Origin of the sequence: Synechococcus sp. J7-Johnson (genome assembly GCF_024345795.1) — a bacterium.
Classification (GTDB): domain Bacteria; phylum Cyanobacteriota; class Cyanobacteriia; order PCC-6307; family Cyanobiaceae; genus Regnicoccus_A.
Genome location: NZ_JAGQBU010000003.1, coordinates 84381 through 108282 on the forward strand (window position 1 = coordinate 84381; position 23902 = coordinate 108282).

24 protein-coding genes are annotated in these 23902 nt (G+C 67.7%); 10 read left to right on the forward strand and 14 right to left on the reverse strand.

The features are described 5' to 3' along the window. The first annotated feature begins 14 nt into the window (after nucleotides 1-14). The 4 genes from upp to glmU are packed head-to-tail and all read left to right on the forward strand — an operon-like array spanning nucleotide 15 to nucleotide 4420. Nucleotides 15-698: a uracil phosphoribosyltransferase gene (upp, locus tag KBY93_RS02755; RefSeq protein WP_255092710.1), complete on the forward strand. Its 684-nt coding sequence runs from the start codon at nucleotides 15-17 to the stop codon at nucleotides 696-698. A 37-nt stretch (nucleotides 699-735) separates the two neighbouring features. Further along, nucleotides 736-2100, forward strand: a complete 1365-nt coding sequence (gene aroA, locus KBY93_RS02760) for a 3-phosphoshikimate 1-carboxyvinyltransferase (protein WP_255092711.1) — start codon at nucleotides 736-738, stop codon at nucleotides 2098-2100. Next, entirely contained in the window at nucleotides 2097-3038 is a 942-nt protein-coding gene (locus tag KBY93_RS02765) for an MnmC family methyltransferase (RefSeq protein ID WP_255092712.1), read from the forward strand. Before aroA ends, KBY93_RS02765 begins: the two co-directional genes overlap by 4 nt. A gap of 29 nt (nucleotides 3039-3067) precedes the next feature. Continuing rightward, nucleotides 3068-4420 carry a bifunctional UDP-N-acetylglucosamine diphosphorylase/glucosamine-1-phosphate N-acetyltransferase GlmU gene (gene glmU / locus KBY93_RS02770; protein ID WP_255092779.1) on the forward strand — a complete coding sequence of 451 codons (1353 nt, stop codon included), beginning with the start codon at nucleotides 3068-3070 and terminating at the stop codon, nucleotides 4418-4420. Here the strand turns inward: glmU and murF are convergent. The 6 genes from murF to menD all read right to left on the reverse strand — a co-directional run bounded on the left by murF (nucleotide 4389) and on the right by menD (nucleotide 11954). Beyond that, entirely contained in the window at nucleotides 4389-5840 is a 1452-nt protein-coding gene (gene murF / locus KBY93_RS02775) for a UDP-N-acetylmuramoyl-tripeptide--D-alanyl-D-alanine ligase (protein ID WP_255092713.1), read from the reverse strand. The two genes, glmU and murF, sit on opposite strands and share 32 nt — an antisense overlap. 4 nt (nucleotides 5841-5844) lie before the next feature. Continuing rightward, nucleotides 5845-6567, reverse strand: a complete 723-nt coding sequence (locus KBY93_RS02780; RefSeq protein WP_255092714.1) for a hypothetical protein — start codon at nucleotides 6565-6567, stop codon at nucleotides 5845-5847. 2 nt (nucleotides 6568-6569) lie between these two features. Further along, complete coding sequence (gene glgA / locus KBY93_RS02785) at nucleotides 6570-8144, reverse strand: glycogen synthase GlgA (RefSeq protein WP_255092715.1); 1575 nt, start codon at nucleotides 8142-8144, stop codon at nucleotides 6570-6572. 73 nt (nucleotides 8145-8217) lie between these two features. Further along, entirely contained in the window at nucleotides 8218-8898 is a 681-nt protein-coding gene (locus KBY93_RS02790; RefSeq protein WP_255092716.1) for a L,D-transpeptidase family protein, read from the reverse strand. 319 nt (nucleotides 8899-9217) lie between these two features. Further along, a complete protein-coding gene (gene menB / locus KBY93_RS02795; protein ID WP_255092717.1) occupies nucleotides 9218-10114 on the reverse strand; it encodes a 1,4-dihydroxy-2-naphthoyl-CoA synthase in 897 nt (298 codons plus the stop codon). Between the two features lie 22 nt (nucleotides 10115-10136). Next, a complete protein-coding gene (gene menD, locus KBY93_RS02800) occupies nucleotides 10137-11954 on the reverse strand; it encodes a 2-succinyl-5-enolpyruvyl-6-hydroxy-3-cyclohexene-1-carboxylic-acid synthase (protein WP_315856378.1) in 1818 nt (605 codons plus the stop codon). Between the two features lie 32 nt (nucleotides 11955-11986). Here menD and lepB point away from each other — a divergent pair, with 32 nt between their 5' ends. Continuing rightward, nucleotides 11987-12592: a signal peptidase I gene (gene lepB / locus KBY93_RS02805; RefSeq protein ID WP_255092718.1), complete on the forward strand. Its 606-nt coding sequence runs from the start codon at nucleotides 11987-11989 to the stop codon at nucleotides 12590-12592. A gap of 53 nt (nucleotides 12593-12645) precedes the next feature. Continuing rightward, a complete protein-coding gene (locus KBY93_RS02810; RefSeq protein ID WP_255092719.1) occupies nucleotides 12646-12993 on the forward strand; it encodes a DUF760 domain-containing protein in 348 nt (115 codons plus the stop codon). 33 nt (nucleotides 12994-13026) lie between these two features. Here KBY93_RS02810 and KBY93_RS02815 read toward each other — a convergent pair whose 3' ends face one another. The 6 genes from KBY93_RS02815 to KBY93_RS02840 form a co-directional block, all read right to left on the reverse strand. Beyond that, a complete protein-coding gene (locus tag KBY93_RS02815) occupies nucleotides 13027-14205 on the reverse strand; it encodes a DUF4336 domain-containing protein (RefSeq protein ID WP_255092720.1) in 1179 nt (392 codons plus the stop codon). Beyond that, a complete protein-coding gene (locus KBY93_RS02820) occupies nucleotides 14202-15041 on the reverse strand; it encodes a metal ABC transporter permease (protein WP_255092721.1) in 840 nt (279 codons plus the stop codon). Before KBY93_RS02820 ends, KBY93_RS02815 begins: the two co-directional genes overlap by 4 nt. Further along, on the reverse strand, nucleotides 15041-15859 hold the full coding sequence (locus KBY93_RS02825; RefSeq protein ID WP_255092722.1) for a metal ABC transporter ATP-binding protein: 819 nt from the start codon (nucleotides 15857-15859) through the stop codon (nucleotides 15041-15043). The genes KBY93_RS02820 and KBY93_RS02825 overlap by 1 nt, the downstream gene beginning before the upstream one ends. 4 nt (nucleotides 15860-15863) lie before the next feature. Next, on the reverse strand, nucleotides 15864-16778 hold the full coding sequence (locus KBY93_RS02830) for a metal ABC transporter substrate-binding protein (RefSeq protein WP_255092781.1): 915 nt from the start codon (nucleotides 16776-16778) through the stop codon (nucleotides 15864-15866). Nucleotides 16779-17020: 242 nt separating this feature from the next. Beyond that, complete coding sequence (gene psbA, locus KBY93_RS02835) at nucleotides 17021-18097, reverse strand: photosystem II q(b) protein (RefSeq protein ID WP_255092723.1); 1077 nt, start codon at nucleotides 18095-18097, stop codon at nucleotides 17021-17023. 211 nt (nucleotides 18098-18308) lie between these two features. Next, a complete protein-coding gene (locus tag KBY93_RS02840; protein WP_255092724.1) occupies nucleotides 18309-19742 on the reverse strand; it encodes a YcjF family protein in 1434 nt (477 codons plus the stop codon). Nucleotides 19743-19846: 104 nt separating this feature from the next. Between KBY93_RS02840 and KBY93_RS02845 the strand changes: the two genes are divergently transcribed. The 4 genes from KBY93_RS02845 (at nucleotide 19847) to KBY93_RS02860 (ending at nucleotide 22983) form a co-directional block, all read left to right on the forward strand. Continuing rightward, entirely contained in the window at nucleotides 19847-20344 is a 498-nt protein-coding gene (locus tag KBY93_RS02845) for a hypothetical protein (RefSeq protein WP_255092725.1), read from the forward strand. A gap of 44 nt (nucleotides 20345-20388) precedes the next feature. Beyond that, nucleotides 20389-21000, forward strand: a complete 612-nt coding sequence (locus tag KBY93_RS02850) for a hypothetical protein (protein WP_255092726.1) — start codon at nucleotides 20389-20391, stop codon at nucleotides 20998-21000. Continuing rightward, entirely contained in the window at nucleotides 20997-22013 is a 1017-nt protein-coding gene (gene trpS, locus KBY93_RS02855) for a tryptophan--tRNA ligase (RefSeq protein WP_255092727.1), read from the forward strand. The genes KBY93_RS02850 and trpS overlap by 4 nt, the downstream gene beginning before the upstream one ends. Before the next feature lie 247 nt (nucleotides 22014-22260). Beyond that, nucleotides 22261-22983: a glycoside hydrolase family 104 protein gene (locus tag KBY93_RS02860; RefSeq protein WP_255092728.1), complete on the forward strand. Its 723-nt coding sequence runs from the start codon at nucleotides 22261-22263 to the stop codon at nucleotides 22981-22983. Here the strand turns inward: KBY93_RS02860 and KBY93_RS02865 are convergent, their stop codons facing one another. Then, nucleotides 22984-23469, reverse strand: coding sequence for a TM2 domain-containing protein (locus KBY93_RS02865; RefSeq protein ID WP_255092729.1), 486 nt, complete (start codon nucleotides 23467-23469; stop codon nucleotides 22984-22986). It lies immediately after the preceding gene. Further along, a complete protein-coding gene (locus KBY93_RS02870) occupies nucleotides 23466-23804 on the reverse strand; it encodes a DUF2605 family protein (protein ID WP_255092730.1) in 339 nt (112 codons plus the stop codon). The genes KBY93_RS02865 and KBY93_RS02870 overlap by 4 nt, the downstream gene beginning before the upstream one ends. Nucleotides 23805-23902: the final 98 nt, after the last annotated feature.

Consider the following 23902-nt stretch of genomic DNA (forward strand, 5'->3'; position numbering starts at 1 on the left):
TCAAGCTATGGCACATGACCATGTCGTTGCGGGTGGTTGTTCCACCCCATCCCCTGATCGCCCACTGGCTGACCGTGCTGCGGGATCGGGAGACCCCCTCGCCGCTGTTCGCCACCGCCATGACCGAGCTGGGCCGCTGGCTCACCTACGAAGCTGTGCGCGACTGGTTGCCCCAGCTATCCCTGCAGGTACAGACCCCCCTGGCTGTCACGGAGGGGATGGTGGTTGACCCGTCAGTGCCGGTGCTGGCGGTGCCGGTGCTGCGCGCTGGGCTGGGGCTCTGGGCCGGTGCCCAGACGGTGTTGCCCTCCGCCCGGGTGGCCCATATCGGTCTGGTGCGGGATGAGCGCACGGGCGAAGCTCACTGCTACCTCGACACGCTGCCGGAGCGCATCGGCGAGCGGGTGGGGGTGATGGTCTTCGACCCGATGCTGGCCACTGGCGGCAGCCTGATCCAGGTGCTGGAGCGCCTGGAGGCCCTGGGAGTGAGCGGGCAGCGCCTGCGGGTGGTCACAGCCCTGGCGGCCAGTCCCGGGCTGGGGGCACTTGGCAAGCGCTTCCCGGATCTCACGGTGTACACCGCCTGCATCGATCCCGAGCTGGATGAGGCCTTTCGCATCGTTCCCGGCCTGGGGGATGCCGGTGATCGGCTCCATGGCTCCCAGTCACCTGTGTTTCCAGAAGAAGCTCAGCCCTAGGCTCGCCCGATTCCCGTTCCATCCCACTCCCGATCGCATGGCCGTTGCCCCCGCCTCCGGTAGCCCCCTGACCCTGGGCTCCACCGCCGGCGCTGGCCGGGGGCGCAGCCTGCGCGGCACGGTGCGGGTGCCGGGTGACAAATCGATTTCCCACCGGGCCCTGCTCTTCGGTGCCATCGCCGAAGGCGAAACCCGTATCGAGGGTCTGCTGCCCGCCGAGGATCCCCTCAGCACAGCGGCCTGCCTGCGGGCCATGGGGGTCACGATCAGCCCGATCCATGCCGGCGAACCGGTGCTGGTGCAGGGGGTCGGCCTTGATGGCCTGATGGAGCCCGACGACGTGCTCGACTGCGGCAATTCCGGCACCACCATGCGCCTCATGCTGGGGCTGCTGGCGGGCCGCAGCGGCCGTCATTTCGTGCTCAATGGCGATGCATCCCTGCGCGGGCGGCCCATGGCCCGGGTGAGCCAGCCGTTGGCCGGCATGGGGGCCATGATCCGTGGCCGGGCGGGGGGCAACCTCGCTCCGCTGGCGATCGAAGGCTGCCAGCTCCATGGCGCCATGATCGGCACCCCCGTGGCCTCGGCCCAGGTGAAATCCGCACTGCTGCTGGCAGCTCTCACGGCCAGTGGCTCCACCACCGTGATCGAGCCGGCCCGTTCCCGCGATCACACTGAGCGCATGCTCCGTGCCTTTGGTGCCGATCTCGAGGTCGGTGGCGACATGGGCCGCATGATCTGTCTTCATCCCGGGGCCAGCCTGCGCGGTCTGCCGGTGGTGGTGCCGGGAGATATCAGCTCGGCGGCCTTCTGGCTGGTGGCCGCCGCCATCACCCCCGGGGCCGAGATCACCGTCCAGAACGTGGGCCTCAACCCCACCCGCACCGGCATCCTCGAGGCGCTGGAGCAGATGGAAGCCAGGCTGGAGGTGCTCAATCCGCGCGATGTGGCCGGTGAGCCGGTGGGGGACGTGCGCGTCAGCCATGGCCCGCTGAAGGCGTTCGAGATCGGTGGCGATCTCATCCCTCGGCTGGTGGATGAGATCCCGATCCTGGCGGTGGCGGCCTGTTGCGCCGAGGGGGTGAGTCGAATCCGGGATGCAGAGGAACTGCGCGTCAAGGAAACGGACCGCCTGGCCGTGATGGCCCGCCAGCTGAGGCTGCTGGGAGCAAGCCTGGAGGAGACCGGCGACGGCCTGGTGATCGAGGGTGGCCGCCCGCTCCATGGCGCCGAGGTTGACAGCGAAACCGATCACCGGGTGGCCATGAGCCTGGGGGTGGCGGCCCAGGTGGCCGGCGGCACCACCCGGCTGCACCGCAGCGAGGCGGCGGCGGTGTCCTATCCAGGCTTCTGGGAGGATCTGGCGCGCCTGCAGGCTGAACCCAGTGGCCAGGGTGGGTGAACCCCGGGGTTCCTGTGGCGGCCCATCTCAGCCCCCGCGTCACCGAGGACGGCAGCTTCAGCCTGCACAGCGCTGAGTTCGGCGAGGGTTTTCACTGCCGCAGTGGCGCCCTGCTCGAGGCGCGGCGCACCTATGTGCAGCCGGCCCAGCTGCAGCGCTTCAGCGCCGGGGAGGAGCTCCTGGTGGTGGATGTCTGCGTGGGGCTGGGCACCAACAGCGCCGCCCTGCTTGAAGCGGCGGCCCCCCTGGGGCTTCGCCTGCGCTGGTTCGGCCTGGAGATCGATCCGGCCCCCCTGGCCCTGGCCCTGGCTGAGCCCTCCTTCCGCCGGCAGTGGCAGCCAGCGCTCGGGTTGGATCTGCTCCAGCAGCTGCGGGACACCAGCCAGTGGCTGAGCCCCCACGGCTGGGGGCAGATGTGCTGGGGCGATGCCCGCCAGCAGATCGATTTGGTGTTGCTCCAGGCCGCTGGGCGCTGCGATCTGGTGCTGCTCGATGCCTTTTCGCCGCGCCATTGCCCCCAGCTCTGGAGCCAGGAGTTCCTGGCTGCGCTGGTTGCGCTGCTGGCCCCCCGGGGGCGTCTGCTCACCTACTGCTCGGCCGCCGCCCCACGCCGCAGCCTGGTGGAGGCCGGCCTGCAGCTGGCGGCGCTGCGTTCCGAAGATGGTGCAGCCGCTGCCCAGGGCGGTCCCGGTCAGGTCTGGAGCCATGGCACGGTGGCGGCCCCGGCTCTGGAGGCGTCTTCGCCCTGGTGGCGACCCCTTTCGCTGATGGAGCGGGAGCACCTGGCCAGCCGGGCCGGCGAGCCCTACCGCGACCCCGGTGGACAGGCAGAAAGCTCCGTGATCCTGGACCAGCGCCAGAGGGCCCAGGCCCTCAGTGGGGGGGAGCCTGCCAGTGCCTGGCGGCGGCGCTGGGGGCTGCATGGAGGAGACCGGTAGATTCCGTGCCCAGCCGCCTTGATCCGCCGATGCTCGCCGTTGCCGTGCTGGCCGCTGGAAAGGGCACTCGGATGAAGAGTGAATGGCCCAAGGTGCTGCAATCCCTGGCGGGCTCCACCCTGGTGGAGCGGGTGCTGGCCAGTTGCCGCCACCTCGATCCCCAGCGGCAGGTGTTGATAGTTGGCCACCATGCCGAGCGGGTGCGCTCGGCCCTGGCCGATCTGGAGGGCCTGGAGTTCGTGCTGCAGGAACCGCAGAACGGCACGGGCCATGCTGTGCAACAGCTGCTCGGCCCCCTGGCGGAGTTCGAGGGGGAGCTGCTGGTGCTCAATGGCGATGTGCCACTGCTGCGCCCCGCCACCCTGGAGGCGCTGCTGGAGCGGCACCGGGCCTCCGGGGCCGCGGTAAGCCTGCTCACGGCCCGGCTGGCTGATCCCAGTGGCTATGGCCGGGTGTTCACCGATGAGCGGGGCCAGGTGGAGGCGATCGTGGAACACCGTGACTGCAGCAAGGAGCAGCTTCAGAACGATCTCACCAACGCCGGGATCTATTGCTTCAACTGGCGCGCACTGGCCGAGGTGCTGCCGAAGCTGAGCACCGACAACGACCAGGGGGAGCTCTACCTCACCGACACCGTGGCGCTGCTCAGCCCTGCCGTGCACTTGGAGGTGGCTGACACCGCCGAAATCGCCGGCATCAACGACCGCCTGCAGCTGGCCCAGTGTGAGGCCGCCCTGCAGGAGCGGCTCCGCCGTCATTGGATGGCGGAGGGGGTGAGCTTCGTGGACCCCGCCAGCTGCACCCTCAGCGAGGGCACCCGCTTCGGTCGTGACGTGCTCGTTGAGCCCCAGTGCCATTTCCGGGGCAGCACCAGCATCGGCAGTGGCTGCCGCATCGGCCCCGGTTGCCTGATCGAGGACAGCCAGCTCGATGACGGGGTGGAGGTTCTCTATTCCGTCCTGCGCGACGTGAGCGTGGCCGGTGGCTGCATGGTGGGCCCCTTCGCCCAGCTCCGTGCAGGCACCCGGCTGGAGAGTGGCTGCCGCATCGGCAATTTCGTTGAGATCAAGAACAGCCATCTGGCCGCTGGCTGCAAGGCCAACCACCTCAGTTATCTCGGTGACGCCGATCTGGGGGCGGAGGTGAATGTGGGGGCGGGCACGATCACCGCCAACTACGACGGTGTGCGTAAGCACCGCACAGTGATAGGTGCCGGCAGCAAGACGGGCGCCAACTCGGTGCTGGTGGCACCGATCACGCTGGGGGCCGGCGTGATCGTGGGGGCGGGCTCCACCCTCACCCGCGACGTGCCGGCTGGTGCCCTGGCCCTGGGCCGCGCCCGTCAGCAGATCAAGCTCGACTGGAGCCCGCCGCAGGGCTGAGTCCCTGCTCCAGCAGCGGCAGCAGCCGTTCCAGGGCCACCCCACGGCTGGCCTTGAGCAGCAGGTGGTCGCCGGCCTCCAGCCAGCCCAGCAGCGTCCGGGCGGCTTCGGCGGGTGAATCGAGCCGCTCCAGACGCGGCAGGCCTGCGGCCCCCGCCAGCAGGGCCTCCCCTTCAGTGCCGCTCGCCACGATCACCAGGCCATCGAGCCCGAGGGCCCTGGCCCGCTCTCCCACCCGGCGGTGCAGCTCGCTGCTCCGCTCGCCCAGCTCGAGCATGGTGCCCAGCGCCGCGAAGCGTCGGCCCGGCTGGGCCGCCAGCAGATCCAGCGCCGCCAGCATCGCTTCGGGGGAGGCGTTGTAGGTCTCATCGAGCACCTCGATCCCCCCCAGGCTGATTCGCCGGCTGCGCCCGCCCGGCAGGGCCACTTCCAGGCGGCGCAACTGCAGTGGATCCACCCCCAGTTCGCTGGCCACGGCCAGGGCCAGCAGCAGGTTGCGGGCATTGTGGCGGCCCGGTAAGGGCAACTCGGTGCTGTGCTCCGCCGCCCCCGGCTCCGCCAGCCCCCAGATCAGCCGCTCGCCGTCGGCGCCGGCCTGGATCCGGCCCAGCAGCTGGGCCGGATCTGGCCCCGGCGGGTCGTCGTGGAGGGCAACGCGGATCACCCGGCCGCTCCAGACGGCGGTGAGGCTGGTGTCGAGCAGGGGGTCACCGGCCGGGATCACCACCAGCCCATCGGGGCGCAGGGCCGAGACGATCTCGCACTTGGCCGTGGCGATCGCCTCGCGGCTGCCCAGCCGGCCGATGTGGGCCGTGCCGATGTTGGTGATCACGGTGATGTCGGGCTCGGCGCAGCGGCTCAGCCGCTCGATCTCCCCCAGGCCGCGCATGCCCATCTCCACCACCACGGCCCGATGCTCCCCGCCGGCCTTGAGCAGGGTGAGCGGCACGCCGATGTCGTTGTTTTCGTTGCCCACACTCGCGAGCACCGGACCGAGGGGGGCCAGCACAGCGCGGATCAGCTCGCGGGTGGTGGTCTTGCCGGCTGAGCCGGTCACTGCGATCACCGGAGCGCTGCCCTGGCGGCGCCAGAGACGCCCCAGCTCCTGGTATGCAGCCTGGGTGTCGTCCACCAGCCAGATCCGGCCGCCTCTGGCGCCCACCAGGGCTTCGGCCTGCTCGGAGCTGAGGCGGTCTCGCTGGGCCAGGGCGGCCAGCGCCCCCTGCTCCAGGGCCGCCTCCAGAAAGCGATGGCCATCAAAGCGCTCCCCCACCAGCGGCACGAACAGGCAGCCGGGCTCCAGCTCACGGCTGTCGGTGCCGATGCGGCTGAAGCTGGCCGCCGGATCGGCGGGAGCCGCTTCGATCGGCTTTCCCCACAGCTCCACCAGGTTCGCCAGCCGCATCGCTTCCGCCCGCATCGGATCAATCGAGCAGAATCATGCCCCCGCCCACGACGGCATTCCGGCCCAGTTCTGCGTCACTGGGGTCGAGCAGCCGCAATTGCTCGTAGCCCAGGCCAAGGGATTGCTGCCACCACTGCTGCGCCAGCCGTTGCCGCTCGCTCTCCGGGAGAGCCTTGAAGGCCTCTGAGATCCGCAGCCTCAGCACGACGGCGCCCCCGCCTGTGGGGGCCGCCACCACCAGACCCAAGTCATCGCTGAATCCCGGTGGTAACTGGATTGGGGAGTCGCCTGCGCTGGGGGTGGCCTGAGGCGGGGGCACCGGCTCAGGGGAGGTGCCAACAGTCTCAGTGGGCGACTCCCGTCGGCCTTCTGTGGCTTCAACCGGGGCCTGTGCAGGGTCAAAGGCCGGATCAATCGATAACGGAGGCGATACAACCGATGCTGATGGCCCTGACCCATCCATCTCCACCGTCCTCTCCCCACTCGGTGGGTGCAGCTGCCCAATCGCGAATCTCCCCGCCAGCGCCAGCAGGAGTAGAGCCAGCAGTAGCGCGGCAGGCCAGAACAGGGTTGCCTGGCGCCGGGGCCAGAACGGTGGCGTGGGCAGATCCCCCTGCCACTGGCGCCGCCACATCCGCCTCAGGGCGAGAGCGCAGCTGGCGGCCACGGCGCGCAGATCCCGCCCCAGTGCCCGCCAGGGGCTTTCGTAAACGACCGGCAGCTCGGAGCCGGAGCGTTCCACGCTCAGCTCTGGCTGCGGCGCAGGAGGGCGGAGAAGGGATTGCGGGGACCACCGCTCCCTTCTGGCCTGCGGGGTTGGGCCTCGGTTTCAGCCGATGTCACGGCTGCAGCCGCCTTGGCAGAGCCACCGGCCTGGACGAGGCTGGGATCGGCATCCTGGCCGAGGGAGAACTGTTCCACATCGGCGGCCAAGGGGGTGGGCTGCTTCACCCCACGCACATCGCGGTACATGGCGTCGTACTCCAGGGCTGAGCGGGTCCAGCTGTGGTCGACGGCCATGGCGCGCAACTGCAGTTCCCGCCAGCTGTGGCTGTGGCGGTAGGCCTCCCAGGAACGAACGATCGCGGTGTAGAAGTCGACCGGCTCATAGCGATCGAAGCAGAAGCCGGTGCCGCTGTGGTCGGCTGGCACATGGGGCTGGACGGTGTCGACCAGGCCGCCCACCTTGCGCACGACCGGGATGCAGCCGTAGCGCATCGCCAGCATCTGACTGATGCCGCACGGCTCGAATCGGCTGGGCATCAGGAAGGCATCGGCACCTGCATAGATCAGACGTGCCAGGGCATCGTCGTAGGTGAGGAAGACGGAGAAGCGGCCGGGATGGCGTGCGGCCATCTGCCAGAGGCCCGATTCGTAGTTCCGGTCGCCTGTGCCCAGCACCACGATCTGGCTGTCGGAATAGGCCAGTACCCGGTCGGCCACCTGCAGCAGCAGATCCACCCCCTTCTGGTCCACCAGGCGGCTCACCATCCCCATCAGATAGGTGTTGGGGCTGACCCCCAGCCCCATGCGCTCCTGCAGCACCCGTTTGTTGGTTGCCCTCGGGGCCATGTCGGTGGCGCTGTAGCAGGCGGGCAGGAGGCTGTCGGTGGCCGGGTTCCAGGCTTCGGTGTCGATGCCGTTGAGGATGCCCCGCAATTTGCCGCTGATGAAATTCAGCAGGCCATCGAGGCGTTCGCCGTATTCGGGCGTGCGGATTTCCTGGGCATAGGTGGGGGAAACGGCGTTGACCCGATCGGCATAGAGCAGGGCGGCGGCCATGGTGTGATCCCCCTGCATGTACCAGGGGATCCAGGTCATGCGCTCGAGCTTCCAGCGCCAGGGACCCTGGTATTCAAGGTTGTGGATGGTGAAGACCGTGCTGATCTCGGGGTCCTGGTGCATCCAGACCGGGATCATGCCGGTGTGCCAGTCGTGGCAGTGAAACACCTCCGGTTTCCAGTGATTCCAGGCGAATTCAGCGGCGGCATTGGCGAAGAATGTGAAGCGCCAATCCTCATCTTCTCCGCCGTAGATGCGCTCCGGATCGAACACCGGATGGCCGACCAGATAGAGCGGCAGCCCATTGCTGGGGTGGCGGGTTTCGTAAACGGCGAAGTCGTTACCCATCGCCTGTCCTCGCCAGACCGGCTCTCTGGGGATCTCCAGGCGGCTCCAGAGCTTGCTGTAGCCCGGCATGATCGTGCGCACGTCATGACCAAGTGCCGCCACTGCCGGCGGCAGGGACCCCACCACATCTCCCATGCCCCCCACTTTGATCATCGGGGCGCACTCGGCGGCGGCGAACAACACGCGCATGGGGAGAACCCAAGGGAGGGCCGAACTCTACGTTTGCTGCCCCGCTGGGCCAGCCGGGCTGCAGCCCAGGGGATCAGGGAAGCACTGTCACCACCGTGCCCATGCGCACCAGCTCGAAGAGGTCGCGCACGTTCTCGTCGTACATGCGAACGCAGCCGTGGGAGACCGCCTGACCGATGCTCTCCCGCTGGGGTGTGCCGTGGAAGCCTGCACTGACACAGCCCTTCACTTCGAGGTGCTGCTGACCATTGAAACCGCGCTTGCCGGCGCAGTCGCGGTGGAAGCCGATCCAGCGGCTACCCAGGGGATTGTTAGGGCCGGGAGGGTAGATCTTGCCGCTCACCGGGTGCTTCCAGGCCGGATCGGGCGCCATCTCGATCACCTGGAAGCGGCCCAGGGGGGTTTCCCAGCCGGGCATGCCCACCCCCACAGGGAACCGGCGCAGTTCACGGCCGTTCTCCACCACCACCACCAGTCGCTTGCCGCGGTGAAGCACCAGGCTGCGCTCAGGCAGCGGCGAGACAATCGCAACTGCGGCGTCTGGTTCTGGCTTGGCCTGCGCTTGACGTTGCTGCGGGGTTGGGCTCTGGGGCAGAGGCTGCAGAGCCGGGGTATGGGGGAGCGCGATCGGGGGATGCCATGGCCTGGGCGTCGAGCCCTTGGGCTGCTGCACCTCGGCCAGGGCACCGGCTGGTGTGAGCAGGCCGCCACCAACCAGCAGGGTCACCAGGGGGAAGAGGAAGCGGGGAGGCACGGCCAGGTGAACGTTGAAATGCTCTTGACACTTACGTTAACGAAGTGGCCCCTGAGCAGCCTGTCAGTGGAAGGCCATGAATCCTGGAGCGGTGCCATGAACGGCCCACGAAGAACTCCTGTGAATCTTGATGATTCACAGGAGTAAGAAAGCCGCATTCAATCGGCCTGAGATCACTGCAGGCAGGGATCTACAGTCGACTTTGTTGTACTCCCGACAACCCATGATGGTTAGTCGTGATCTGGCGAGCCTGCCGCGATCAGTGGCCCATGGCTGCTGCGGGCGATGCCGCTGCTGCTGGAGTTGCCGATCGTGATCTTCAGGGCAACCAGGGGGCATCGCTGAAGTCGGGGTCGCGCTTTTCCAGAAAGGCATTGCGACCTTCCTGACCCTCGGCCGTTCGGTAGAAAAGATGGGTGGCCTGGCCCGCCAGCTCCTGAATTCCGGCCAGGCCATCGGTTTCGGCGTTGAAGGAGGCCTTCAGGCAGCGAATCGCCGTGGGACTGTGCTGCATCACTTCCCGGGCCCAGCACACCCCCTCGGCCTCCAGCTTCTGCAGTGGCACCACTGCGTTCACCAGCCCCATGGCCAGGGCCTCTTCAGCGTTGTAGCGGCGGCAGAGGAACCAGATCTCCCGGGCCTTGCGCTGGCCGACCAGCCTGGCCAGGTAGCCGGCACCGAAGCCGCCATCGAAGCTCCCCACCCGGGGGCCCGTCTGGCCGAACACGGCGTTTTCCGCTGCCAGGCTGAGGTCGCAGAGCAGATGCAGCACCTGGCCGCCGCCGATGGCATAGCCCGCCACCAGGGCGATCACCACCTTGGGCAGCGAGCGGATCTGGCGCTGCAGATCGAGCACGTTCAGCCGCGGCACGCCGCTTTCATCGAGGTAGCCGCCATCGCCTCGCACGCTCTGGTCGCCGCCGGCGCAGAAGGCGTAGCACCCGTCGGCCGCCGGTCCCACGCCGGTGAACAACACTGCTCCCACCCGCGGGTCGTCGCGCACCCGGCTGAAGGCGTCGTAGAGCTCCACCACCGTGCGTGGACGGAAGGCGTTGCGCTTGGCCGGACGGTTGATGGCAATCCGGGCGATCCCCTCCTCACATCGATCGAAGCGGATGTCCTCGTACTGGGCGGCCGAGTGCCAGCGCACCAGGTTCTCCCCCGGCAGCACCGGGCCGGGGCTTGGGGCATCGTCCGGTGCGGACTCGACGCTCATCGCGGCGGGAGCTGAGGGGGATTCATTCTGAGCCGCGGGCGGGGGCCTCCTGACGCAAGCGCTGGCGCAACAGAGCATCGGCCTGTCGATCGGTCCTTAACTCCAGCAGGGCCACCGGCTGCTCAAGGGCCCAGGCCAGGGCGCCGCCCAGCTCCGCCAGAGACCCGACCCGGCGAGAGGGCACTCCATGGGCGGCGGCCAGGACGGTGTGGTCCAGGGGCTGGCCCATGGCGAAGAGGCGCTCGAAATCCAGGGAAGCTGGTGCCCGGATCGGCAGTTGTTCGAAGATGCCGCCGCCGCCGTTCTCGATCAGCACCACGGTGAGTCGGCCCCGCAGCTGGTGGTGCCAGAGCCAGCCGTTGGCGTCGTGGAGCAGGGCCAGGTCGCCGCAGAGCAGCACCAGCTCACCGAGGCTCTCCGCCAGCCCGGCCGCCAAGGAGAGCGTGCCATCGATGCCGGAGGCCCCCCGGAAGCCATAGACGGGTCTGGCTGGGCCGCCGGGATCGCCAAAACTCTCCCAGTCGCGCACGGGGCTGCTGCTGGCCAGCATCACCGCCAGGCCTGACGGCAACAGCTGGCTGAGAGCCCTGGCCAGGCTCGGTTCATCGGGTCGGCTGCCGGCCGACTGGTGCGTCAGCTGGGCGTTCAGCCAGGTCTGGGTGCGGCTCTCGGCGACTTGCCAGCGGGCCAGAAAGGCCTGGCTGGCCTTGGCGGTGGGCCCTGCCTGCCAGTGGGTGTCCGGCAGGGCAGAGCACCAGGCCGAGAGGCCGTCATTGCGGCTGGCCTGGACCGTGCGCAGGGGATCAAGCGGGCGCGGATCACCTTCGCTGATCAGCACCTGATGTCCCCCGCAGCTCTCCAGCCAGCGCTGCAGCCGTCGGCTGGCGGGCAGGGGACCAAGCCTCAGCATCTGGGGGGGGACCAGAGCGGGGTCGGGGTCCTCCAGGATCAGGTCATAGCCCGCCACCAGCTCCAGAGCGGCCTGGCCCCGCAGGCCGGAGAGCCCATCCGCCAGCAGCGGCCAGCCACAGCGCTGCTGCCAGCGCCCCAGCGCCGCGGCAAAAGCGGGCCATTGCCCAGGTCTGCCCCGCCAGGGGCCCGCCACGATCACGCCGGGTTTGTCGGGATCCAGCCCGAGCAGGTCAGCGCTGATGGTCGTCTGGCTGGTGCAGGCTTCGGGCTCCCGGCTGGAACGTTGGCTTTGTCCGGCTGGGCACCCACCCATGGCGCCAAGCTCATGGGCCAGGCGCTGCAGGGCGTCCGTCCCGGCATGCAGCGGCTCCTCGAAGGGCAGATTCAGGTGCACCGGACCCATCGGAGCGGCCAGGGTCATCCGGTGGGCCCGCCGGGCCAGGGCCTGAAGGGAAGGGCGGTCCACCACTGCCAGACCGCGGCTGTCAGCCTGGGCGAACCAGCGGCAGCAGGGGGCGAGGAAGTCCTCCTGGTTCACGGTCTGGTTGGCGCCGCAGTTCTTGAGACTCTGCGGACGGTCGGCGCTGAGCAGAAGCAGCGGAATGGCGCCCCTGTCGGCCTCCACCACAGCTGGCAGCAGGTTGGCCACGGCGGTGCCGGAGGTGGTGATCACCACGGCCGGTTCGCCCTCGGCCCTGGCCAGGCCGAGAGCGAAGAACCCCGCCGAGCGCTCATCTATGCCCGTGTGCAGCTTCAGTCCCCGTGGCAGCAGCAGCCCTGCCGCTGCTGCCAGCGGTCCTGAGCGGCTTCCCGGGCAGAGCACGACCCGCTCCATGCCAAGGGCCATCAACTCCAGCAGCAGGCAAACCGCCGCCCTGAGGTTGGCCTCAGCCCGATCCCCCTGCCGGGGGGGCAGCTCCTGGCTCACTGGGTCCGCCGCCGCTTCAGGATGGAGCGATCATGCCCAATCCCGCTCCAGCCCCTTCGGCTCCGAACCCAGCCGCCGCCAACCGCCGCCGGGGGATGGCCCGCCAGCTGATTCCCCTGTTGCTCTGGGTGGGGCTGGCCCTGCTGCTGCGCTGGCAGGTGATGGAACCCCGCTGGATCCCCTCCGGCTCCATGCTCCCCACCCTCCAGCTGGAGGACCGGATCCTGGTGGAGAAACTCAGGCCCCGGCTGGCTCAGGTTCTGCCGCGCGGGGCGATCGTGGTGTTTCGCCCGCCCGATCCCCTGCTCGCCGCCGGCTACGACCCCCGGGCCGCCCTGATCAAACGGGTGGTCGGGGTGCCTGGTGATGTGATCGAGGTGGCCGCTGGTGAACTGCTGCGCAATGGCGCGGCGGTGAGCGAACCATGGCGGCTCGAGCCCATCAACTATGAGCTTCCACCCCTCACCGTTCCGCCAGGCCACCTGCTGGTGATGGGGGATAACCGTAATGCCAGTCTCGATTCACACCTCTGGGGACCCCTGCCAGTCGACCATGTGATCGGCACCGCCGTGTTCCGTTACTGGCCCCTGCGCCAACTCGGCCCGATACGGTTCCCACCCATCGCCAGCCGGGGATGATCTGAAACCTTGCGTTAAGGTGCATCACCAGAAACGGATCACGCCGGAGGGGCATGTTCAACCCGGAGTTCCTGACCACCGACAGCGAATCGATCAGCGGGAATTCCCTGATTCAATACCTGCAGGACCAGTCACCCGATGTGCTTCACAGGGTCGCTCGCTCCGCCAGCGATGACATCCAGGACATCATTCGCCACAACGTTCAGGGATTGCTGGGGATGCTCCCCGGAGAGCAGTTCGAAGTGAAGATTCAGACCAGTCGCGACAACCTCGCCGGTCTGCTTGCTTCCGCGATGATGACTGGATACTTTCTGCGCCAGATGGAGCAGCGGATGGAGCTGGAAACCACGCTCTTCGGTGAGGGTGGTCTTGATGCCGATCCGGGTGAACTCAAGCTCTGAGCACCATCCCCGCTGATCAGGAATCCATTCTGATCAGCCTCCTGGCTCGCTTGGCACCACGCCCCAGCGCAGCAGGGTTTTATCGATGCTCGCCAGGTAGGACCAGGAGCCATCGGAGCTGGCCCAGGCCCGTTGCCTGATGCTTCCGGCCAGGCTCAGCAGATCATCGTTGGAGCAGGCCACTGGGGCGTGGTAATGGGCAGGCACAAGCCAGCGCAGTGGCTCCAGCTCGGCGAGGCTCTCCAGCCAGCTGAGCAAGGCTTCCTGGCAGCGGGGGAACACCAGCCGCTCCAACACCGGTGCCACCTGTAACCGGGCTTCGCCGCGGGAGCCCAGCAGAGCCTTGAACTCCGCCTCCCAGCCTGGCGACCAGCGAAAGGGGTACAGGCCGAAATAGGACCTGGACTGGCGCAGCCCCGGTTGCCACGCCTGGCTGAGCACTTCCCTTAGACCTGGAACCTGCACCGAACCGGGGCGCAGGTAGGAGGCGAACAGCACCATCCGCCACCAGCCTCGTCGCCGTTGCTCAGGGGTGTCGATCAACGGCTGGTCGCCTCGGTCGCGGCCATGGAAAAGCAGCGGTGTGGGATCGGCCTCGAACAGCTGGGGAGGCGCCGGTGGGATCGCCACCAGGGCGTCGGTGACCAGCAGGGCCCCGCTGAGCTGATGCAGGCAGGCCACTTCCATGAAGGTGCCGGTCCCCAGGTCGAGGGGGCCGAGGGGATGCCAGCTGAGCTCGTCACCATGGGGCACCCCATCCGCAAACAGCACCCGGGTACGGGAGCGGGGAAACCCCAGCCATGGCAGCGGCAGCTGCAGCGGAAAGCTCCACTGCTGCGGACTCACCCATACCTCGGCCTCGGGGAAGGCCCGGGCCATGGCCGGCACCGGCAGCTTGTGCTCCAGGCCCGAGCTGGTGGGCAGCACGATCGTGCGCACCGCTCCATGCAGCCGCTCAAGTGTCCGCAGCTCCGCCAGAAGCTCCTCGGTGGGGGGCACCGGCGCGTAGAGCAGCAGCCCCTCGCGCAGACGCAGCACCGTCATGCGGATCGGCACCGCCACGTAGAAAATTCCCTGCAGTTGCTCGAAGCTCCACACCTGCCCGGGAATGAGCATGCGCACCAGGGTGCGACGGCGGCCGTAGGGGTAGAGGGGCAGCAGGGGCCACCAGGGCCAGCTCTGGCTGGGCCTTGGCTGCTCCACAGATGTCAACGACGCTGCTGGGCCAGCAGGCCATGTCGTGGTGCGAACAGGAAACTGAGCAGAAACAGCCCCGTCTGAACCAGCACGATGCAGCCAGCGGTTGAGGCATCCATCCAGTAGCTCCAGTAGATGCCCAGCACACTGGAGAGCACCGCCGAGCCGATCGCGATCCAGGTCATGCGGTCAAAGCGGTCGGTTAGCAGGTAGGCGGTGGCTCCCGGTGTCACCAGCATCGCCACCACCAGGATGATGCCCACGGTCTGCAGTCCGGCCACCGCCGCCAGGGAGAGAGCCGAGAGCAGCAGGTAGTGGAGGAAGCCGGTGTTCACGCCGATCGAGCGGGCGTGAGTGGGGTCGAAGCAGAACAGGATCAGGTCGCGGCGGAACAGCAGCAGAACCAGCAGCACCAGCAGGCTGATCAACACTGTCTGGCGGATGTCCTCGCCGCTGATCCCCAGCACGTTGCCGAAGAGGATGTGGGTGAGGTCGATGGTGCTGCGCACCTTCGAGACCAGGGTGAGGCCGAGCGCGAAGAATCCCGTGAACACCAGCCCGATCACCGTGTCTTCCTTGATCCGGGTCATCTGCTTGATGTAGCCGATCGCCGCCACTGAGCCCACCCCGAAGACAAAGGCGCCCAGGGCGAAAGGCAGGTTGAGCGCATAGGCGATCACCACGCCCGGCATCACCGCGTGCGATACCGCATCCCCCATCAGGGCCCAGCCCTTGAGGGTCATGAAGCAGGAGAGCAGCCCGCAGACGCCAGCCACCAGCGCACTCACCAGCAGGGCCCGCACCATGAAGTCTTGCCGCAGGGGCTCCAGCAGCCAGAGCAGGGGATCCATCAGGGCTCGCTCCTCCAGGGCTCGCGTCCCGGCTCCGGGAGCGGCTCGAGGCCAGGGCTGGTGAGCAGCTGTGCCGGGCTGCCACCGAAGGTACGCGCCAGGTTCTCCTCGGTGAACACCTCGGAGGTGTCGCCGTAGGCCAGAACGGTCTTGTTGATCAGCACCACCTCATCACAGAAGCCTGTGATATGGGAGAGGTCATGGGTGGAGATCAGCAGGCTGCGGCCCTCGGCGCGGAACTGCTGGAACAGCTCGATCATCAGTCGCTCCGTGCGGATGTCGACGCCGGCGAAAGGTTCATCGAGCAGCAGCACGGATGCACCCTGGGCCAGGGCCCGCGCCAGGAAGGCCCGCTTGCGCTGACCGCCTGAGAGTTCACCGATCTGACGGTGGCGCAGGGGCCAGAGCTCCACCCGCTCGAGGCTCTCACGCACGGCCCGGTGGTCGTCGCGGCCAGGAATGCGCAGCATGTTCATGCCGCCGTAGCGACCCATCATCACCACGTTGGCCACGTGGATCGGGAAGTTCCAGTCCACACTCTCCATCTGGGGCACGTAGGCCACCGCCTGGCGGCGCAGCGCCTGGCGCAACGGCAGGCCGTTGATGCTGATTTCCCCCTGGGAGGGCCGCACGAAGCCCATCAGCGCCTTGAAAAGAGTTGATTTCCCGGCGCCGTTGGTACCCACCAGGCCACAGATGCTGCCGGCATTCACCCGCAGGGACACCTCATGCAGGGCAACGACCCCGTGGTAACTCACACAGAGGTGGCTGACGCGGATGCGCTCGGCGTTGGGGGCCAGATCCGGGTGGGTGGCCATGGCTTCAGCTCCCTCCCTTGAGGCCCTGGATAAGGGTGCGGACGTTGTGGCGCTGCAGCTGCAGCAGGGTCGGCGCTTCCCCCTGGGGCGAGGAGAGCGAATCGACGTAAAACACACCGCCGAAGCGGGCGCCCGTCTGCTCGGCCACCTGGCGCTGCACCTTGTCGCTGACGGTGCTCTCGCAGAACACCGCCGGCACCTGACGCTGGCGCACGGTGGCGATCAGCCGCGCCATCCGCTGGGGGGTGACCTGGGATTCGGAGTTCACCGGCCAGAGGTAGGCCTCATCGAGGCCGTAGTCCTTCGCCAGGTAGGTGAAGGCCCCTTCGCAACTGGCCAGCACCCGCCTGGGCGGCGGGATAGTGGCCAGTTCCCGGCGCAACTCCTGGTCGAGGGCCCGGAGCTGGCCGCGGTAGGCCTCGGCGCGGCGGCGGTAATCCTCGGCGTTGGCCGGATCGAGCTGGCTGAAGGCCTGGCTGATGTTCTCCACGTAGATCTCTGCGAGGCGGGGGGACATCCAGGCATGGGGATTGGGTTTTCCCTGATAGGCATCCTCGGCGATCGGCAGGGGGGTGATCCCAGCGGTGAGGGTGGCTCGTTTCAGTTCTGGCATCCCCGCCAGGAAGCGATCACTCCAGCGCTCCAGGTTCAGGCCGTTCTCCAGCAGAAGATCTGCCCCCTCAACCCGGCGCAGATCGCCGGGGGTGGGTTCGTAGCCGTGGATCTCCGTCCCCTGCTTGGTGATTGACTCCACCCGCAGGTGATCGCCGGCCACGTTGCGGGCCATGTCGGCCAGCACGGTGAAGGTGGTGATCACCAGCGGACGGTCCTGGGCGTCAGCCCCGTTGCCGGGGGGGGAGGCCGCGGGGCCTGTGCCGCGGCAACTGGGCAGGGCCGCCAGCACCGTGGCGGTGACCATCAGCACCAGGGAGCCATAGGAACGGTGCCGGCTTATGGCCCTTCCGTCAGCGCCGATCCGAGCGACCAAACACTCTTCTCATCAGAAAGTGAATCTACAAGCCACGGATGCAGCAACTGCGATCGCAATCACGTCGATCGCGGCAGCGGTACGGCAGCCAGATCGTCCGGCAATAAAAAGCCCCCGCTGGTGGCAGGGGCCGAGCTGAACCTGGCTGTGGAGCCGAGGGGCTGAGCTTGGGATCAGCCGATGGAGGGGGCGATAAGCGCCAGGGGCACGATCTCGCTGGCGGCCAGATCCAGCGGGAAGTTGTGGGCGTTGCGCTCGTGCATCACCTCGAACCCGAGGTTGGCACGGTTGAGCACATCAGCCCAGGTGTTGAGCACCCGGCCCTGGGAATCCAGAATCGACTGGTTGAAGTTGAAGCCGTTCAGGTTGAAGGCCATCGTGCTCACGCCAAGGGAGGTGAACCAGATGCCGACCACGGGCCAGGCAGCCAGGAAGAAGTGCAGGCTGCGGCTGTTGTTGAACGAGGCGTATTGGAAGATCAGGCGGCCGAAGTAACCGTGAGCAGCCACGATGTTGTAGGTCTCTTCTTCCTGGCCGAACTTATAGCCGTAGTTCTGGCTCTCGCTCTCGGTGGTTTCACGCACCAAGCTGCTGGTGACCAGCGAACCGTGCATGGCGGAGAACAAGGAGCCGCCGAACACACCAGCCACACCCAGCATGTGGAAGGGGTGCATCAGGATGTTGTGCTCTGCCTGGAACACCAGCATGAAGTTGAAGGTGCCGGAGATGCCGAGGGGCATGCCGTCGGAGAAGGAGCCCTGACCGAAGGGGTAGATCAGGAACACGGCGAAAGCCGCCGAGAGGGGTGCCGAATAGGCAACGCAGATCCAGGGGCGCATGCCGAGGCGGTAGGAGAGTTCCCACTGGCGGCCCATGTAGCAGGAGATGCCGATCAGGAAGTGGAAGACAACCAGCTGGTAGGGCCCGCCGTTGTAGAGCCACTCGTCGAGGCTGGCGGCTTCCCAGATCGGGTAGAAGTGCAGGCCGATGGCGTTGCTGGAAGGAACAACGGCGCCGGAGATGATGTTGTTGCCGTACAGGAATGATCCTGCGACCGGCTCCCGGATGCCATCGATGTCGACGGGGGGAGCGGCGATGAAGGCGATGATGAAGCAGATGGTGGCTGCGAGGAGGCAGGGGATCATCAGCACACCGAACCAACCGACATAAATTCGGTTATCGGTGGAGGTGACCCACTGACAGAAGCTTTCCCAGTTGCCAGCGCGTCCGCTGCGAACGGCCGTGGTCATTGGAGGAATGAGGACGGGATGGATTAACCCAGTTGATCAGTTCCAGATCAGGCTCAGGGCGCTGATTCTGGGACTGGCCATTGTGGGCACCCATTGACGTTAAGCAAAGCCTTCCATCTGGCCAGCGAAAGCCTTGAAACGTTTCCCGCTTAAAAAGAACTTCATGAACATCTTCATCAAGGCTTCATGAAGAAATTTTTAATTGCGGGCTTCAGCCTGCTGCTTCCAGTCCCCGGCTCGCCTGGCTGCGCCACCAGGTCTGCCCCTGGCTGAGGAACCCCATCCAGTCGAGCCGCTCCGCTTCCGCGGCCCTGGCCACCAGCAGGGGGGCCTGCTGCCTGACGGCCTGCAGATCCATTTCGGGCACACCGCAGGAGAGGGCAAGCACGTCGGCCATGGCATGGGCCACCACACGGGTGAGATAGGCGGCGCTCAGGGCCTGGAGCGCCCCCCCCACCAGCCAGGTGGTGCCCTCCAGGCGCATGGCCGAGAGCAAGGCCTGGCTGGTCCACTCCGTCACCCCCAGGGCCAGGGCCGCCTTGGCCAGCTCGGTCGCGGCCTCGCGCAACTGGGCCAGTTGCCAGGGGCAATCCCAGAGCTCGGCCATCTCCTTGAGCATCAGTCCATTGGCCACCGCCAGCACCAGCACATCAACGCTGGGCATGGGAGCCGCGAACACCCCGGCGGCCACCAGCCACTGGGTACGTCGCACCAGGCCATCGAGACGCCCCCGGCGCAGGACCTCCAGCCTGGCTTGCCAGTCGCCGTGCAGGCTCTCGAGGCAGCGCAGCTCGGTCTGCAGCAGCAGGGCCCGGCCGTTGGCGCGCAGCATCCGGCTGCAGGGTTCAAGAACACGGCTGAGTTGGTTCTCCTCGCCGCTCCAGAGGATGACCTGATCGGCCAGTGTCGCGGGCAGCTGGGCGCGCAATTCCTGCTCGAGTTCCTGCTGCGGCCCCGGGCTGGGGCTCGTCACCAGCAAGAACACGGCCTGGCCCCTGGGCAGGGATTCGAGCCAGCGCAGATCCGCCGCCCTCAGGGGGGTCTCCAGGTGAATGAGCAGCAGGTCGCACTGCTGGAACAGCAGGGGCCAGCGCCAATCGGGGCTGTGGCTCGGCAGTGGATGGCCCCAGTGCAGGCAGAGGGGCAGGGGGGGCTTGAGAGCACGGATCAGCTGCGGCTGCAGGCTCTCCGGTGGCAGAGTGACGCCGGCGAGACCCACCTGCAGCCGCTGTCGCGGCTGACGTTCGCGCAACTGCTGCAGCTGCTGCCGCCGGCTCTCCTGTTCGGCGCCGGCGGCAGGATCGTTCTGCGTGGGCTGGAGCTGCTCGAACTGATTCAGCAGCCCGTCGCAGCGCTCGATCCAGCCGCTGCAGCTGGAGGGAAGCCTTGGTTGGATTTTGGCCTTGCCACGGCTGAGCCACCACAGGCCCCCAGCCGCCGCGGCAACCACCACGGCACCGGAAACGCTGCCGTGCAGGCTGTCGCCCAGAAGCAGACCCCCGGCCAGCACCAGTGCCGCCGGCATCCAGGGCATCCCAGGCCGCCAGCTCCGCAACTTGTCCCCGGCGTCGCTCGCCGAGGCATGAGCGTCGGTGGCGGCAGCAGCGGTGCAGGTGGCAGCGGTGGAGTCGGCTGGGGTTGTCAAGGGCGGTGCGGCGCTGCCGAAGCAGTGCCTCTCTAGCTCAGCCGCCCACTCCTGCCCAGGCCGCCCGGATCACCCCCAGACTGGTCAGGTTGAGCTGGCTTGCCATGGTTAAAACGGCCCCGGCCGCCAGTCTGAAGCTCACTCCCCGGCTGGAGCAGGAGCTGGCCCGGTTCCTGCAACTGCAGCAACTGGAGCAGCACTGGCACGGGGGGCTGCCGGTGCTGCTCCTGGATCGCTGCTGGCTGCGGCTTCAGGCGTTGGCGGTGGAGCGGCTGGCGGCGGAGTTGCCGCCGGATTGCACGGCTGCGGCCCCCGAGCTGGAGTCCTTCCGCCGCTGTTGCAGGGATGGCCTGAGCCCGGCGGCGGCTGAGGCCCACTGCTGGCGCGAGTTTGGTGAGGAGTCCTGCCGGCTGGCCCTGAAACGCCACTGGCAGGCCCAGGAGCGGGGCCACCACGGCTGGACCCTGCAGGCCTACCTCGCGTTTCTCGACCGTTACCGGCACGCTTTCGCCATGGCAGGCCCAAGGCCGTTGCCGTTGCTGGTTCTCGCCCGCTCCGGCAGCGCCGAAGCCCACCGCATCCTCTGGCTGGTGGCCCCATGAACCGTTGATGCGGCACACTTGCCCCCTGATTGAAGGCTCCGGCGATGGCCGACGAGAACACAGCAGTAGTGCCCCAGCCTGAGCAGGACCAGCCCGCCCGTGCCCGTCGCATCGAGACCGGACGCAGTGGCGGCGGCGGCGGTGGTGGCGGCCGTGAGCGGGAGACCGGAGGCTTTCGCATCCGCCTGAGCGACAACGAGCTGCGGGCTGCCCAGGCCGTTCAGGAGGCCTTCCAGCTTCGCTCCACCGTGGCGGCTCTCGGTTTCTCGATCCGCACCGTGGCCCAGCTGCTGGAGCAGGGTCAACTGGACGCCCTGCTGGCGGAGCACCGCGCCCAGGGCGGTGCTCCCCGAAACGAGGCAGCCACCCGCGGCGACGGGCAACGGGCCAAGCGAGCCCCCGCTGAGGGCCGTGGTGAGCGTCGCTCCAGCCGTCCGGATCCATTCGCGCGGCCCAGCCGTCCCCAGGCCCCTGCCCCCGAGCTGGAGGCCGAGGCCCCCGAGCTCGTTGCCGAGGAGGCTGCCGAGCCTTCTGAACAGGTTCTCGAGGTGGTGATCTCGGAACCGGAGCAGGCCACCAGCCAGGCCGAAGTCGTCAGTCAGGACAGCCCGGATCCGTCTGTTCCTCCCGCCGAATCGGCTGAGACGCAACCGTGAGCGGCAGGCCCAGGGTTCTCTCCGGTGTCCAACCCACCGGTGCACTGCACCTGGGCAACTGGCTCGGAGCCATCCGCAACTGGGTCAGCCTTCAGCACGACCACGACACGTTTTTCTGTGTGGTGGATCTGCATGCCATCACTGTTCCCCACGATCCGGCGCAGCTGGCGGAGAACACGCGCCGCACAGCTGCGCTCTACCTGGCCAGCGGCATCGATCCTGAGCGCTCCAGCGTCTTTGTGCAGAGCCAGGTCCCGGCCCACAGTGAGCTCACCTGGCTGCTGAACTGCGTCACGCCTCTGAACTGGCTGGAGCGGATGATCCAGTTCAAGGAGAAGGCGCGCAAGCAGGGCGAGAACGTCTCCGTGGGCCTGCTGGATTACCCCGTGCTGATGGCGGCAGACATCCTGCTCTACGACGCCGATCTGGTGCCGGTGGGCGAAGACCAGAAGCAGCATCTGGAGCTGGCTCGCGACATCGCCCAGCAACGGGTCAACGCCCGCTTCGCACCCGAAGAGCGGCCGCTGCTGAAGGTGCCCGAGCCATTGATCCTGGCTGAAGGGGCCCGGGTGATGAGCCTGGTGGATGGTCGCAGCAAGATGAGCAAGAGCGACCCCAATGAGGGTTCTCGCATCAACCTGCTCGATCCCCCCGAGTTGATCACCCGCAAGATCAAACGGGCCAAGACCGATCCGGTGATGGGGTTGGAGTTCGGCAACCCTGAGCGCCCTGAGGCTGACAATCTGCTGGGGCTGTATGCGCTGCTGAGTGGGGTGGGCCGGGAGGCCGCTGCCCGGCAGTGCGCCCAAATGGGCTGGGGCCAGTTCAAACCCCTGCTGGCGGAGGCGGCCGTGGAGGCCCTTCGCCCCCTGCAGGAGCGCTACGAAGAGATCCTCGCCGAGCCGGGCTACCTCGATCAGGTCCTGCGCAGTGGTCGGGAGCGTGCCAGCGCGGTGGCCGAGGCATCCCTGGAGCGGGTGCGTACGGCGATGGGATTTCTGCCGGCACGCTGATCACTGCCCTGAACCGGATCAGTGCCACTGATCATTCAAGCCGTCAGCGGGGGCTTGTCGATCCAGGCGGGTGTGGTAGCTGAGGGAATGGGGGCTCCTGTGGTGGCGCCTGCTTCGGCGCGTGATGACCTGGCGGATGGGTGGGAAAGCACGGCGGCACTCCTGTTGTCCAGCCCGCCAGGCAGTTAGCGCCGGATAGGTGTTTCAACCGTCACAATTTTGCGAACTTTAAGAATTTTGATACGGCATGGTTGGCAAAGGAACATCAGCAACCCGCGGGACCATTCAGGCCCTCGGCAGCACAGCGGTGCTGCTGGCCCTGCCTTCGCTGATCTCCAGCCGCTATGGCGCTGCTCTGGCTGCCGTTCCGCCGACGCTGCCCACACCCCCTCCGCTTGCCTCCAAGCCGGCAACAGCTGCGCAATCGCGGCCTGCAGCTGCCACTGCCGCGGTCCGAGCCCCTGCCCCGACTGCAGTTCGCTATCCCCTCACCCGCCAACGGCGGGCCCTGCTGGCCACGATCCGCTACGCCGAGGGCACCTGGGCGAATGGTTCCCCCGATGGCTACCGCACCCTCTACGGCGGCGAGCTGGTGTCCTCCCTGGAGCGTCACCCGGACATCGTGGTGGTGAACCGCTACGCCAGTGCCGCCGCCGGGGCCTACCAGATGCTGCCAGCCACCTGGGAGGCGGCCAGTCGCCGTCTCGGTCTGCGCGGCTTCGGGCCCGCCAACCAGGACCAGGCAGCCCTCTATCTGGCTGATCAGCGTGGCGCCCTGGCGGCGATCGATAGAGGCCAGCTCTGTGATGATTCGTTGGCGCGCCTGGCTGGTGAATGGGCGTCCTTCCCCTTGCACCACGGCGGCAGTGCCTACGGCCAACCGGTGAAGGCCGCCGGCCAGCTGCGCCGCTTCTTCAACGAGCAGCTCAAGCGGCCGACTCTGCGACTGGCTGACGGCCAGCTCGTCTGATCAGGGCTCCCGGTAGACCACCCGGCCCCGTTCGTCGTTGCCCACGTCCAGCAGATCGTCGTGGAGGAGCCGCTCGATTTCTTCGCGCACCCTCTCACGGGGCGTGTCACGGCGAAGCCGGCACTCCAGCAAGGCGTCGTTGTAAGTGAAGCCAGCGGCGCCGGCACGTCTGGCCAGGGCCAGCAGTTGGCGATCCAGCGGCGGCAGGGCATCCGCGGGGTCGTCGGCCTCGAGGGCCTCCAGCGCTTCCTGCAGCTGGAGCGGCTGGTTGGCCTGATCCACCAGTTCAGGGATCAGGAACAGATCCACCAGCTGACCGATGTAGCAGAGGCCGAAGGTGAGTAACCAGAGCGTGCCGCTCAGGGGTTTGCGGGCATAGAAGCGCTGCAGGCCGCAGACCCCGAAGAGGCCCAGGGCCCAGAGCAGGTAGCCGGGTGCCACCTGACGCCGCTGCTGGCGAATCCCAAGGGCTGCAGGACGTTTCAAGGTTGGGTCGCTGAAGGCAGCTCAGGCAGCACCACTCCGGCCTGGCGCAGTTCCGCCGACAGGGTCCAGACCTTCAGCACCAGGCGGTGCCAGGGAGCCATGGCATGCATGTCGAGGGCCATGCTCACCGGGGCGGCTGAGCGCAGGGTCCTGGCGGCAATCAGCTCCTTGCGGGCGTCGACCAGGCGCTGGGCGAGAGCATCCTGCTCGCCGGCTGCCAGCACGTTTTCCGGGCAGTGCTGGAGCAAGAGCAGCCCCCGATCGAACCAGAAGTCAAAATCCAGCAGCAGCGACCCCAGCAGCTGGTCGAGCAGCTCGCCCGCGGCGCCCGGCATGGGGGTCGAATCCGGTGTGGAGGGAAGATCACTCACCAGCCAACCTTAGGAATTGATCGGGCGGCAGGGCTGAAACCGATGCGTAGGATCGACCCTGG